The sequence below is a fragment of the Catenuloplanes japonicus genome, from assembly GCF_000717135.1.
GTDB lineage: Bacteria > Actinomycetota > Actinomycetes > Mycobacteriales > Micromonosporaceae > Catenuloplanes > Catenuloplanes japonicus.
The window spans coordinates 15259-29405 of sequence record NZ_JNXY01000017.1 but is presented as its reverse complement, the minus strand read 5'-3'; the positions used below and the strand labels follow the sequence as shown (position 1 = coordinate 29405).

At 72.5% G+C, this 14147-nt stretch carries 9 protein-coding genes; 5 read left to right on the top strand and 4 right to left on the bottom strand.

What is annotated here, in order from left to right:
- Window positions 1–171: 171 nt before the first annotated feature.
- Entirely contained in the window at window positions 172–648 is a 477-nt protein-coding gene (locus OP04_RS23605; protein ID WP_198153954.1) for a MarR family winged helix-turn-helix transcriptional regulator, read from the bottom strand.
- 103 nt (window positions 649–751) lie between these two features.
- Between OP04_RS23605 and OP04_RS23600 the strand changes: the two genes are divergently transcribed.
- From OP04_RS23600 to OP04_RS23590, 3 genes are all read left to right on the top strand, one after another.
- Window positions 752–2305, top strand: a complete 1554-nt coding sequence (locus OP04_RS23600) for an aldehyde dehydrogenase family protein (protein WP_051798785.1) — start codon at window positions 752–754, stop codon at window positions 2303–2305.
- Window positions 2306–2371: 66 nt separating this feature from the next.
- Window positions 2372–3373, top strand: coding sequence for an alpha/beta hydrolase (locus tag OP04_RS23595; protein WP_232323708.1), 1002 nt, complete (start codon window positions 2372–2374; stop codon window positions 3371–3373).
- Window positions 3374–3526: 153 nt separating this feature from the next.
- Window positions 3527–9541 carry an IPT/TIG domain-containing protein gene (locus tag OP04_RS23590; RefSeq protein ID WP_157240225.1) on the top strand — a complete coding sequence of 2005 codons (6015 nt, stop codon included), beginning with the start codon at window positions 3527–3529 and terminating at the stop codon, window positions 9539–9541.
- 43 nt (window positions 9542–9584) lie between these two features.
- Here the strand turns inward: OP04_RS23590 and OP04_RS23585 are convergent, their stop codons facing one another.
- Window positions 9585–10379 carry a DUF3050 domain-containing protein gene (locus OP04_RS23585; RefSeq protein ID WP_033342001.1) on the bottom strand — a complete coding sequence of 265 codons (795 nt, stop codon included), beginning with the start codon at window positions 10377–10379 and terminating at the stop codon, window positions 9585–9587.
- 59 nt (window positions 10380–10438) lie between these two features.
- Here OP04_RS23585 and OP04_RS23580 point away from each other — a divergent pair, with 59 nt between their 5' ends.
- A complete protein-coding gene (locus OP04_RS23580; protein WP_051798783.1) occupies window positions 10439–11200 on the top strand; it encodes a class I SAM-dependent methyltransferase in 762 nt (253 codons plus the stop codon).
- A 15-nt stretch (window positions 11201–11215) separates the two neighbouring features.
- Here OP04_RS23580 and OP04_RS23575 read toward each other — a convergent pair whose 3' ends face one another.
- Entirely contained in the window at window positions 11216–12499 is a 1284-nt protein-coding gene (locus tag OP04_RS23575) for an MFS transporter (protein ID WP_051798781.1), read from the bottom strand.
- 72 nt (window positions 12500–12571) lie between these two features.
- On the opposite strand from OP04_RS23575, the gene OP04_RS23570 reads away from it, so the two are divergent.
- The gene (locus tag OP04_RS23570; protein WP_033342000.1) at window positions 12572–13519 is read left to right on the top strand and encodes a GlxA family transcriptional regulator; all 948 of its coding nucleotides are present in this window, start codon (window positions 12572–12574) and stop codon (window positions 13517–13519) included.
- A 111-nt stretch (window positions 13520–13630) separates the two neighbouring features.
- On the opposite strand, the gene OP04_RS23565 is transcribed toward OP04_RS23570, so the two are convergent.
- Entirely contained in the window at window positions 13631–14083 is a 453-nt protein-coding gene (locus tag OP04_RS23565; protein ID WP_033341999.1) for a carboxymuconolactone decarboxylase family protein, read from the bottom strand.
- Between the last annotated feature and the right edge of the window lie 64 nt (window positions 14084–14147).

Genomic DNA, 14147 nt, shown 5'->3' with positions numbered 1-14147 from the left:
CCGGTGCGGAGCACGGCCGGGCCGTACCGCTGCGGGGTTGATCCGGTGTTGATCTTCCGCCGCCGATAGGCGGCGCGACGCCCGGCCGGAGAACACCACAGATCAAGATCATTTGATGGTACGGCCACGGGGCGCGATGATCCGCTCCGTGGCCGGGACCGCTGAGGCGGGTCAGGCCTCGTCCGGCGCGGTCCAGCCGGGCAGTGCGGCGACGACCCGGCCGAGCAGGCCGACCAGGCGCTCGTAGTCGTCGTCGCCGAGTTCGGTGCGCAGATGGTCGTCAAGGTGGGCGACGATGCGGTCCGCCCTGGCCGCCTCCGCGAGACCGGCGTCGGTCAGGTGCAGCTCGTGGATGGTGGCGTGCCGCGCGTGCGTGCGCCGCTCCAGCCACCCCCGCTCGGCCAGCTTGCCGACCAGCGGCTGAATCGCCTGCGGTGTCACGCCGACCACCCGGGCCAGCTCGGCCGCGGTCTGGCCCGGCTTGACCTTCAGGTTCGCCAGGATCGAGTAGAGCGACCCGGAGTTGCCGATCCGCCGCAGCGGCGGCTCCTTGATCGCCAGCACGGCCAGGTCCGCACGGCGGAGCCCGGCGGCGACGCGCCCGAGGATGGCGGCGTCGCCGGCCGGCTCGATCGGTTCCCGCGTCACGGTAGGTCAACTTACACCCGGGAACTCCTTCGATTGCGTATCAAGGTCTTGATACTCATCAAGAAGCTGATAGCGTGGATCGGGCAAGCGATCGAAGGAAACGATGAGCACAGCTACACCCCACACGCGTGGCCCCGACCTGACGGCGGCCGGCGTCGGGCGCGTCACGCGAGACGGCGATCCGGCCGCGGCCGGCGCCGAGATCGTCACCAGAGACCAGGCCACCGGCGCCGAGTTCGCCCGCTACCCGGTGGCCGGCCAGGACGACGTCACCCGCGCCGTCGAGACCGCGCGCACGGCGGCCGGCCCCTGGCACGCGCTCGGCTTCGACGGCCGCGCCGACCGGCTGCGGGCCTGGCGGCGCGAGATCGCCCGCGGCGGCGAGGAACTGGCCGCGCTGATCCACGCGGAGAACGGCAAGTCCGTCGAGGACGGCCGTGCCGAGGTGCTCGCCACGCTGGCGCACCTCACGTTCGTCATCGACCATGCGGAGCGCGTGCTCGGCCGTCGCGCCGTCCAGCCCCCACCGGCCATGGCGAACCAGGAGGCCTGGGTCGAGCACCTGCCGTACGGTGCGGTCGCCGTCATCGGCCCGTGGAACTTCCCGCTGGCCACGCCCGGCGCGATCGTCATCCACGCGCTGGCCGCCGGCAACGCCGTGATCCTCAAGCCGAGCCAGCTCACCCCGGGCGTCGGCGACTGGCTGGCCCGCTCCTGGTCCCGCGCGGTCCCGGACCAGCCCGGAGCACTGCGGACGCTCCACGGTTTCGCCGCGACCGGCCAGGCGCTGATCGCGGCCCGGGTGGACAAGGTCGCGTTCACCGGCAGCGTGGCCTCCGGCCGGGCCGTCGCCGCGGCCTGCGCCACCGGCCTCACGCCGGTGCTGCTGGAGTTGGGTGGCAACGACGGCGTGATCGTGGCCGAGGACGCCGACCTGGACCTCGCGGCCGCGCACATCACCTGGGGCGCGCTGCAGAACTCCGGCCTGGGCTGCATCAGCCTCGAGGTGGCGTACGTGGCGGATCCCGTCCACGACGCGCTCGTGGCGAAGATCGCGGCGCTGGCCGCCACCGTGCGCGCGGGCAGCGGCGAGGACGATCTGATCGGGCCGGTCCCGCTGCCCGCCCAGATCCCGGCGATCCAGCGGCACATCGAGGACGCGCTGGCCCGCGGCGCGACCGCGGTGGTCGGCGGCCCGGCCGGCGACGGCAGCCGCTACGTGCAGCCGACCGTCCTGACCGAGGTGCCGCCGGACGCGCTGGCCGCGGTGGAGGAGACGTTCGGGCCGGTGCTGTCGATCGTGCGGGTCCGCGACGCGGACGAGGCGATCGACCGGATCAACGCGGGGCGGTACGGGCTGGGCAGTGCCGTCTTCAGCCGCGACCACGGCGAGCGGATCGCCCGGCGGCTGCGGGCCGGGATGACCAGCGTCAACGACGCGCTCGCGTTCTCGCAGATCCCCGGGCTGCCGTTCGGCGGGCGCGGGGACAGCGGATACGGGCGCAAGCACGGGGACGAGGGGCTGCGGGAGTTCGCGTATCCGCACGCGATCTCGGTCCGGACCGGGCCGGCGGCGGCGCCGACGACCGCGTTCGGGCGCCCGGCCGGGGCCATGGCCGCGGCGCTCGCTGCGGCACGCGAGCACTTCGAGAGCTGACGGCTCGCGCGCACCTCCTGGAACCGATGGCACTCGACCACGTCGAGAATCGATGAGGAGATCACCATGCACATCTCACGTCGCACCGCCCTGATGGCCGCCGGCTCGGCCGCCGCCGCGGTCCCGCTGATCGGCCCGCGCCCCGCACCGCCACCGCCGGACCCGGAGGCCACCCTGGACCAGATCGCGGACGCGTTCAGCTTCCAGGCCCGGTCACCCGTCCTGCACACCCCGGACGAGCGCGGACTCGAGTTCGAGGACGTCACGTTCCCGTCGCGCGACGGCGTACCGCTGGAGGGCTGGTTCATTCCCGCCCCCGGCTCGGACAGGCTGATCATCGCGAATCACCCGATGGGCTTCACCCGCTCCGGCCTGCCCACCCATCTCGAACCGTGGCACTCCATCTGGGCCGCCAGCGGCAACGGCTTCGAGGTCGACCTCATCCCCGACTACCGCATCCTGCACGACGCCGGCTACAACGTGCTCGCCTACGACCTGCGCAACCACGGCACGTCCAGCGCGGCCAACGGCGGGATCAGCTCCAGCGGCATCCTCGAGGCCCGCGACGTGGCCGGCTCGGTCGCCTACGCCCGCAGCCGCCCGGACACCCGCGACATGGCGATCGGCCTGTTCAGCCGCTGCCTCGGCTGCAGCTCCACGTTCGCCGCGATGACGCTGTTCCCGGACGCGTTCGAGGGCGTGCGCTGCCTGGTCGGCCCGCAGCCGGTGACCGCGAGTGTGATCATGGGCCGGCGTCTCGCCGCGATCGGCCTCGGCGACCGGCTGGCCGACCTGGAGGAGCGCATCCGCATCCGTACCGGCATCGGTTTCGGACCCCGCAGCCCTCGGCAGTGGGCCCGCAACGTGCACGTCCCCACCCTGCTCTACCAGGTCCGCGACGACGTGCTGACCGACCCGTCCGACGTGCGGACCATGTTCGACAACCTGCCGGTCGCGGACAAACAACTGCAATGGATCGAGGGTACGACCGCGCGCTGGGACGGCTACCTCGAGTTTCAGCGCCGCCCGGAGCCGATGTTGGCCTGGTTCGCCGCGCACATGTCCTGATCGGACGGTGGCGGGCCGGTCCGGCCCGCCACTCCGGTCTCCGCTTCGCCGAATGCCGATACAGCCACCCGGCATTTCCCCGAAAAAGACGTATAAAAAGCGGCGATCCGGCAGGATGCGATTGTTGCGGATCTCGCGGGCGGGGGCACGGGGATGATCACATTGTCGAGGGGCGCGGTCTGTTCCGCGCTGGGTGTGCTGGTGGCGGGCCTGCTGGTGGTGCCGCCGCCCGGAGCGCAGGCCGCGCCACCGGCCGCCGGACCGGTCGTGCAGGCCGCGGTGCCGGATGACGACGACGATGACGCGCCGGCCCGGAAGCGCCCGGTCGGCTGGCCCGGCGGCGAGCCCCGCCCGGCCGGTTCCATCTGGGGCGCCACCAAGCCCGGGTCCGGCGACGACGCCACCACCGTCGAGGCAGAGCCGGGCGGCGCGTCCGCGCTCACCATGCCGTCGGCCGACGCCGCGCTGGACCAGATCTACCTCCACCACGGCGAGACGACGTCGCTGGCCCCGGCGTTCGACCCGGACCGCTACCACTACCACGTGGTGACCGCGCAGAGCACGGTCACGCTGGAGACGAACCCCCGCACGCCGGGCGCGACGACCGCGGCGACGCTGAACGGCGTGCCGGTCTCGCTCACCGACGGCGACGGCGAGCTGGAGCCGGTCCGCGGCCAGAACGACCTGGTCCTCACCGTGACCGCGGCGGACACCACGACCACCCGCGTCTACCACGTGACGCTGTGGCGGGACGCGGCCCCGAGCCCGCAGATCATCGACATCGGCCGTACCACGACCACGGTGCTCGGCGGCGGCCGTTCGACGATCACGGTGCGCAACGCGACCAAGATCGAGGAGTGCAGCAACCCGCGCGTGTACGTCGGGGAGAACCGCGCCGAGCTGCTGACCGTCACGACCGATCCGGACACCGGCGTGGACCGGCTGCTGGTGGACCTGCCTCCCGCGACCGACTTCAAGCCCGGCACCGCGGACCTGAGGATCCGCACGCGATGCAGTGAGTTCTGGACGACGCTGACCGGCTGGGGCACCAGCAAGGACGCGATCACCTACACCAACGCGTACAGCGTGACCAGCATCGACGCCCCGTCCACGGTCACGGTCGGCTCGCCGATCACGGTCAAGGGACCGGGCGTGGTGGCCGGTGCGTCGCTGGCCTACTGGATCAGCGACGCCAAGGGCCGCGAGCTGGAGCTGGACTGGTGGGGCTACACCGGCGAGGGCACGGTCACGGTCTACCCGGACTTCCCGATCTGGCGGACCGAGCCGTGGGACGGTGACGGCCCGCGTACCGTGCACGTGGCCCGCTGCGAACTCCACGACGACGCGGCGGCGCTGAGCGGCGGCAGCGAGTACGAGGGCTGTGAGCAGCTGGCGACCAAGCAGATCACCTGGAAGGCGCCGGTCCCGGCGAACGTGAGCATCTCGCCGCTGGGCGGCCCGCTCACCGGCGGCACGACGCTGCGGGTCCGCGGTCGTTACCTGATGTGCGGCGAGTGCGCGCCCGACGTGAAGATCGGCGGCGTCTCCGCGCAGGTCTCGACCATCGTCGACGCGAACCACTACGACTCCGACGACGTGAACGTGTACTTCAACGGCCTCGACGTGATCGACTACACCGTGCCGGCGAGCGGCACGCCCGGCCCGGCGACGGTGACGGTCACGACGCCGATGGGCACGTCCAAGGTCGCCACGCCGTTCACGTACGCCGCGAAGCCCGCCGTCGCCTCGATCGCGCCGGCCTCGGTGGCTGCCGGCGGGGGATCGGTGCTCACGCTGACCGGCAGCGGTTTCGGGCTGTCCGGCAAGCCGACCGTGATCATCGGCGGCGTCAAGTCGCCGTACGTGACGCGGATCAGCGACACCAAACTCACCGCGGTCGTGCCGCTCACGCTGACCGGCCCGGGGCAGGTCGACGTGCAGGTCTCGTCCGCGCTGGGTGGCGGCATCTCCGCGCCGTCGAGCCTGACGCTGGTCGCGGCGGGCACGCTGCCGGTCATCTCCGGTCTCAGTCCGTCGTCCGGCGCCTCCGGCGACGAGATCACCATCAACGGTACGAACTTCGGCGCGGCCGGCACCGTCGGCGTCAGCATCGGCGGCGTCTGGGCGCGGGTGCTGTCCTCCACGTCCACGGCGATCGTCGCGGAGATTCCCGCGGTGGACGGCCCCGGGCCGAAGGACGTGACCGTCGGCGCGGTCACCGGCCTGCGGACCTCCGTGGGTGCGCTGACCGTGCTGCCGGACAACGGGATCGCCTCGGTCTCGCCGGGCACGATCCCGTCGTACGCCACCGGCGGCGCGGCCACGGTCACCATCACCGGCGGCGGCTTCGGTGCCAGTGGCACGGTCAAGGTCGGTACCGGCAACACGGTCACGTACACCAGCACCAACGGCGGCACGATGATCAGCGGCGTCGCGGTGCCGACCTCCGTTGCCGGCCCGATCACGGTGACGGTCACGCCGGGCGGGTCGCCGACCTCGTTCAAGAGCACGGTGCGGATCACCGGGCCGACGATCAGCTACTTCGGTTCGGACCCGCTGGAGGCCATCTACGTCAACGCGGACGAGAACATCGAGGACTCCGGCGGCGTGCTGACCGTGCCGATCGCGGGCGGCACCCGGGTCCGGGTGCAGGGCAGCGGCTTCGGCGGCTCCGGCAGCCTCACGGTCGGCGGCGCGAACGTGACGCCGACGAGCTGGTCGGACACGCTGATCACGTTCGCCGCACCGCCGATGGTCGGCGCCGGACCGGTGTCGGCCGTGATCACCCCGGCCGGGGCGACGCTGACCGCGACGCGGGACGTCGCGCTGCAGTACATCGGCGCGCTGGCCCGGCCCGCGATCACCCGGATCGTGGCCGACCCCGCGCTGTCGCACCCGGCACCGAACCAGTTCCTGCCCGGCAGCGACCCGACGAACACGTTCACGCTGAGCGGGCGGAACCTGACCGGCGCCACGGCCGTGCGCGTCTACCCGGGCACCAGCGCGGAGGACGAGCCGGTCACGGTGACGCCGGGCTCGGTCACCGCCACGTCGCTGACGTTCGCCGCGCCGCGCTCGCTCACCGATCCCGGCTGGAAACGGGTCGAGGTGATCACGCCGGTCGGTTCGGTCGCGCGGGAACAGGGCCTGGAGTACCTCGACGAGGGCCTGACGGTCGCGGCGTCCCCGTACCACGGGTTCTGCATGAAGACCTCCGCGCCCGCCTCCGGCAACGTCACCCTGAACCCGGCCTCGGTCACGCTCTCCAACAGCGGCAACGCGTTCGGCGAGACGACCGGCACGGTCACGGTGGACGGGGTCGCGGTCACGCCGATCAGCTGGAACCCCGGCGAGATCGTCTTCAGCATGAGCAGCCTGGCGACCCCGCTGTCCAACGCGTGGGGCTCCAAGATGATCAAGGTGGATCCGGCCGACGACGGGCTGGCGGACCGGCTGATCGGCTTCCTCTGCGCGGTCACGCCCACGGTCACCACCACGGTCAACAACAGCACGAACCCGCTGACCGTGCCGGCCGGGACGACGTACACGCCGGGCTACACCACGGCCGGCTTCTACGGCGCGAACCCGTTCACGGCCACCTCGCCGGGCGGCTACGAGTACTCCTCGGACGCGGGTTTCAACAGCTCCGTGCGCAGCGGCATCCCGGTCGCGGCCGGTGACTGGTACGTGCGGGTGAACCGTGGCGCGGCCACCTACGCCGGCGACCGCTACCTCTGGACGCAGAACCCGGCGCCGGTGCACATCACGATCACCGGCACGCCGATCACGGTCACCCCGAAGATCGTCGGTAGCGCCACCTTCACGTACAAGGGGCAGCTGCAACCGTCCGACTTCACGTACACGCCGAGCAGCACCACCGACCCGATCACGGCCGTGACCTGGGAGTACCGCAACTCCACCTGCTCCGAGCAGGGCGAATGGGGCTGGGAGACCGGCCTGCCGAAGAACGTGGCCTGGGGCGAGTGCGGGGCGGACAACGCGGTCAAGGCGGCCTGGGACGTCCGGGTCAAGTCGTTCGAGATGAAGACGAGCGGCACCGACCGTGCCGTCTACTACGCGGCCACCCGCCCGGCGGTCCGGATCACCATCAACCCGAAGAACCTGACCGTCACCGCGGCCCGCGCGGACAAGGTCTACGACGGCAACGACGTGGCGCACCCGGGCGAGCCGGTCTTCTCCGGCGCGGTCCCCGGTGACGACGTCGGCATCGACTCCGGCAGCGGCGGCGCGACCTACCCGGACGCGGCACCAGGCACGAACCGCACGGTCTCGCTCGCGAGCGACCTGACGCTGACCGGCGGCACGGCCCGCAACTACACGCTGACCAACCCGCGGCCCACGTTCAAGGGCACCATCACCAAGGCCGGCGCGATGCTGACGCTGTCGGTCAGCCCGCCGTCCGTGCTGATCAGCCAGAACCCGCACGCCACGATCACCGCCACCGTCACGGACACCCGCGGCGGCGCGCCGGTCGACGGCGCCGGCCTGGCGCAGGTCGTGCTCACCTCGGCCACGCCGTCGGTCTGCACGATCTCCGGCACCCAGGTCACCGGCCTGACCGGCGGCGCCTGCATCATCCACGGCACCCAGGCGGCCTCGGTCAACTACACCGCCGCGGTCGCGGCCACGGACCCGGCCGGCACCACCGAGACCATCGAGTTCCCGGTCTTCGCGGCACCGCAGGCCATCTCCGTCATCGCGGACGACCTGACCGTCGCGCAGGGTGACCCGCTGTCGCCGTCCGCGCAGGTCGCCGGCCTGTTCGAGGGCGACAGCGTCTCCGGCATCGACTACCAGTACTACCTGGACGAGGAGTTGCTGCTCTCGCCGCCGACCGACCCGGGCCGGTACCGGATCGTGCCGGTCGCGGGCACGCTGAACGACGAGGCGGTCGACGCCTCCTACAGCAACCCGGGCAGCTTCGTCTACGTCGGCGGCACGCTGCTGATCACGCCGGTGCCGCCGACCATCACCGACCTGTCGCCGAACTACACCTACATCCCGCAGGGCGCCGCGGTCACCATCACCGGCACGCTGCTCGGCAACGTCACCGCGGTCCGGTTCGGTGACCGGACGCTGCGCGCGCCCGACTTCGTGGTCAACGAGGACGGCACGAAGCTGACGTTCACCGCGCCGCCGTCCAACGTCGCCTACACCGTGCCGATCACGCTGGTCGCCGGCACCGCGGAGGCGGCCGCCACGTTCAGCTACGTCCCGGAGCCGGTCGTGGTGACGCCGGAGCCGCCGACGCCGGTCGACCCGGTCACCCCGAGCCCGAGCCCGACGCCGACGACCGTGAGCCCGTCGCCGCTCCCGCCGGTGGAGACCCCGGTCGCCACGCCGTCCGTCACGCCCACCGCCACGGCCTCCGCCACGCCGAGCCCGATCGGCACGCCGACGCCGTCCGGCAGCCCGCTCCCGACCACGAGCCCGGCGCCCACGGTCGTGCCGGTGCCGGTGCCGACCAGCACCGTGCCGGGCGAGCCGGTCCGGCTCAACCTGGACCTGAAGCTCGACGTGGACACGAAACTGGTCGGCGCGAAGGCGCAGCTGACCGGCGGTGGCCTGCAACCGGCCTCGGACTACGTGCTGCAGATGCGGTCCGACCCGATCACGATCGCGGCCGGCAAGACCGACGGGAACGGCGACTTCACCGCGATCATCACGATGCCGGGCAAGGCGTGCGTGTCCAGCGGCCTGCACCAGCTGATCCTGACCGGCACCGCACCGAACGGCTCCACGGTCAGCGACACCAACTGGATCACGCTGAACGACACCTGCACCGCGACCAGCATCACCACCACCAAGCCGGTCGGCAACACGGTCACGCTGCGGTCGTTCATCTTCCCGTACAACTCGGCGAAGCTGCGCCCGAATGCGAAGACCGTGCTGCGGAACCTGGCGAGCTCGTTGAAGACCGCGAAGGTCATCACGATCACCGGCTACACGCAGACCGACCTGACGTCGAAGGCCGCCAACCGGGCGAACCGGGCCCTGGCCAGGCAGCGGGCGAACGCGGTCCGCAAGTACCTGCGCTCGCTCGGCGTCAACGTCAAAATCATCACCGTCGGCAAGGGCCCGGTCGACCCGGTCGACGAGAAGAACCAGAAGCGCAACCGCCGCGTCGTGATCAGCGCGCAGTACTGAGCCGGCCGGGCGCCGTCACACCGTGGCGGCGCCCGGCACGGTCTCAGACCAGCGCGGTCTCGGGCAGCGCGGCCAGCACGCCGTCCCAGAAGCGGAGCCGGGCCTGCAGCGCGCGCCGGGCCGCGGTCGCGCACTCCCGCCAGGCGGTGTCGTGATCGCCGCACAGGTCGGCGATCATCTGCATGGCCATCGGCGCGTGCTCCTCCTCGTCCACCTGGATGTGCCGGGCGAGGTAGGTGCGGAACACGGCGCTGCGCGGGTCCGCCTCCGCGGCCAGCACCTCGGCGAACATCGGCGGGATCAGATCCTCGCGGCCGAACGCGAACACGGCGGCCCGCGCGTGCACCGGCAGCGTGGCGATCATGTCGAACGTCTCGCCGACGAACTCGGCCGCGGTCGCCGGCGCGCCGGCCGCGGTGAGCGCGGCGACCGGGTGGGCGCCGGCCTCGATCCGGTGCAGGAAGTCGTCCAGCGGTGCGGTGTCCGCGCCGAGGCCGGTCATGCCGCGCCGGTACAGCTCGAAGTGGCTGATGAACTCGCCGTCGATCTCGTCGCTCTCCTCCGCGAGCACGATGTCGTTGATCAGGCGGCGCGCGGTGGGTGAGCCGGTCGGCCGCCACGGCACGCTGACGCAGGTCAGCTCGCTCTGCAGGCTCTTGAGCAGGGACATGAAGTCCCAGACCGCGTACACGTGATGGGTGGTGAAGCGCGCGATCGCGTCCGCGTCGTCCAGCCTGCGGTAGAGCGGGTGCGCGGTGACCTGCGCGCGCACGGGCGCGATCTCGTGACGGATGCGGCTGATCCCCGGGTGGCTGAGCGCCCACCGATATCTGGACATAGCTCTCCAAATGGCTGTATACGGATGCAATGGGTTATAGCACCGCAGAAGCCTGCTACGTGTTTGATACCGGGTTTTCCGATGAGGAGGAGCGGCTGCGCCTGGGCGAGCTGCTCTGGGACCCCGGCACCGCCGACCGGCTCGGCGCGCTCGGCGTCGGCCCCGGCTGGTCCTGTCTGGAGGCCGGCGCCGGCCGCGGCTCGATCGCGGCGTGGCTGGCCGACCGCGGCGCGCAGGTGGTCGCCACGGACCTGCGCGCCGACCGGCTGCGGCACCTGACCGGCCGCGGTGTCACGGTGCTGGCGCACGACCTGCTGAGCGACGCGCCGCCGGCCGGTGGCTTCGACCTGGTGCACGCGCGCCTGGTCATGCAGCACCTGCCCGCGCGTGCGGAGGTGACGGCCCGGCTGGCCGCCGCGCTGCGCCCCGGCGGCGTGCTGGTGCTGGAGGACACGGACACCGCGTCGCTGTTCAGTCACCCGGACCGGGAGGGCTTCCTGGGCCGGGCCAAGCGCGCCGCCTACCGGACCATGGCCGTGGCCGGTTACGACCCGCGCTGCGGCCTGCGTGACGCCGCGCTGCTGACCGGCGCCGGGCTGGTGGACGTGCGCACCGAGGCCCGCGCGCACGTGGTGACCGGCGGAACCCCGCAATCCCGCTGGTACGCGCTGTGGCTGCGACACCTCGCCCCGGCCATGCTGGGCGCCGGCGACCTGGAGGCGCACGAGCTGGACGCCGCGCTGGCCGAGCTCGACGACCCGGCGAACTCCTGGCTTTCCCAGGTGATGATCTCCGCCAGCGCCCGGCGGCCCGCCCCGTAGAGATCGAGGCGTCCCTCATCGTCGCCGGCGACCTGGGGGACGCCTCGGCGCGCCGGGCAGCGGCAGGCTCGGGGCCGCGGCCGGCGGCCCGGCCCGCCGCAGGCCGCGGATCGCCGGAGTGAGCAGCAGGGCGGCGCAGACCGCGACGCTCACGGCGCCGGAGAGGAGCAGCAGGTCGCGCGGGTCGACGACGCCGGCGACCGGGCCGGCCAAGGCCTGGCCGATCGCCACCCCGGAGACCGAGCCGGCCACCTCGTACGCCGTGACGCGGTTGAGCACGTCCGGCGCCACCTGGGTCTGCACGCTGGTCGACCACATCACCGACCAGAATGCCCAGGCCACGCCGCCGATCAGGTGGCCGGCCATCAGCAGCGGCAGCGGCAGTTCCAGCGCCACCGACAGCGGGATGCACGCGAACCCGGACATCGCGATGCCGCCTGCGGCAAGCGGGCGTGACGGCCGGAGCCGGATCGCGATCAGGCCGCCGAGCACGGTGCCGGCACCGAGGCCGGCCATCACCCAGGCGAACGCGACGTCGCCGAGCCGCTCACCGACCAGGCGGGAGCCGAGCGGCACGTACGGGCCGAAGACCAGCATGCCGAAGAAGACCCAGATCAGGATCACCGACCACATCCAGGCCCGGCTCCGGAATTCCGACCATCCACGACGCAGATCACTCACCACCGACAAACGACCCACCACGGGGGTACGCCCGGGGAGGCGCAACAACAGCAGGCAGAGTCCGCTGATCAGGAACGTGGCCGCGTCCACGGCGTAGACGGTGCCGGCGCCGGCCAGCACCATCAGCAGCCCGGCCAGGACAGGGCCGCCGACCTGGGTGGCGGCGTCGGCGATCTTGAGGGTGCCGTTGGCGCGCTGCGGGTCCGCGGCGACCAGCGGGACCAGGCCGTTCACGCCGGGCTGGAACATTGCGGCGGCGACGCCGGCCAGGAACGACGTGGCCATCAGCAGCCACAGCGGCGGCGTGCCGGTGAGGAAGGCCACCGCGACGACGGTCTGGGTGGCGAGCCGGACCGCGTCCGCGCCGATCATCATCGTCCGGGCGCCGATCCGGTCGGCGAAGACGCCGCCGAAGAGCACGAAGAGCACGAACGGCGCGGTCCAGACGGCCAGCACGGAGCCGACACCGGACACGCCGTGGATCGCGCCGACCGCGAGCGCGGTGACGACCGGCAGCATCGCGTCGCCGAGCAGGGAGACGGCGCGGGCGCCGAAGTAGAGCGTGAAGTTGCGGGTCCACAGCCGGTCCGGGCCGGCCGCGAGTGGTGCGGTGTGCATGGTGATCCATTCTGGGCATGCGGCGGCCCGGCCACAGGCGCCCAGCCGGACGTGGGTGGGTACATTCACGCCATGGGGCACCGTGTCGTCGCGCTGGTCGATCCGCCGCTGGAGCTGTACCGGGTGACCAGCGCCGCCGCCGTCTTCGGCGATCACGGGCCGGACATCCCGGCGCACTACGACTTCGCGCTCTGCGCGGCGCGGCCGGGCCCGGTCCGTACCACCATGGGGGTTGACGTGATCGTCGACCGCGGGCTGGAAGCACTGGTCGCGGCGGACACCGTGCTGATCACCGGTTGGTGCGCCGGGCCGGACGTCCCCGGCGACGTCGGCGCCGCGGTCCTGGACGCGCACCGCCGGGGCGCGCGGATCGTGGCGATCTGCTCCGGCGTGTACGTTCCGGCGGCTCTGGGTCTGCTGGACGGGCGGGCCGCGGCCGTGCACTGGGAGATGACCGCCGAGCTGGCCGTCCGGTACCCCCTGGTCCGGGCGGACGCGTCGGTGCTCTTCGTCGATCACGGGGACGTGGCCACGGCCGGCGCGTCGGCGACCACCGTCGACCTGTGCCTGCACCAGGTGCGGCGCGAGCACGGCGCGGCGCTGGCGATGCGGATCGGCCGGCAGCTGTCCGCGCCGCCACAACGGGAGGGCAGCCAGCGCCAGTTCCCGCGGCTGCCGACGACCGGGCCGGTGCCCGACTCGCTCGCGCCGCTGCTCGACTGGATCACCGCGCGGCTGTGCCTGCCACTGACCATCGAGGAGATGGCCGCCCGCGCGGGCCTGTCACCGCGCACGCTCTCCCGGCACTTCACCGACCAGCTGGGCGTCTCGCCCGGCCGCTGGCTGCTCGACCGCCGGATCGCGACCACCCGGGCGCTGCTGGAGGAGACCGATCTGCCGGTCGGCGCGATCGCGGCGCGGGTCGGCCTGTCGTCCGCGGTGAATCTGCGCCGCCGGTTCCGGGCCGCGCTGGGCACCACGCCGGCCGCGTACCGCGAGACGTTCCGCCGCGCGGCGTGATCGCCCACGCTGCGGATCGGTGCAGGCCGGTCCCGCTCCTGATCAGTCGGATCGCCGGCCGTGCAGTGATTAAGATGGATCATCACTTCTGGTGATGATCCATCGAACGGACTAGGCGGGCACGGGCGCGAGCGGCGCGGGCACGGTCTCGGTGGCGGTCGCGATGCGGTTCCACGCGTTGACCGCGGAGATCGTCCACAGCAGACTCGCGAGCGTGGCGGCGTCGAAGTGGCCGGACGCCGCGCGCAGCGCCCGCTCCGGGCCGGCGTGGTGCGTCGCGGTGGTGACCTCCTCCGCGAGCGCCAGCGCGTGCCGCTCCGCCTCGTCGAAGAACGGCGTGCGCCGCCACGCCGCCAGCCCGTCCAGCTTGCGCGCGTGCACGCCGGCCGCGCGCGCCTCGGCCGCGTGCATGTCCACGCAGAAGCCGCAGCCGTTGACCTGCGACACCCGCAGCTTGACCAGCGCCGCGAGCTCCGGGTCCAGTCCTCGTTGCGCCACCTCGGAGAGCGCCGCCATCGCGCCGTAGGCCTCCGGGCTCGCTGTCCTTACGTCCAGCACCGACATTTCCCTCAAATCCTCCTAAATCGCGTTAAAGCGGACTATACGGACAGTATGGTGATCATGACTG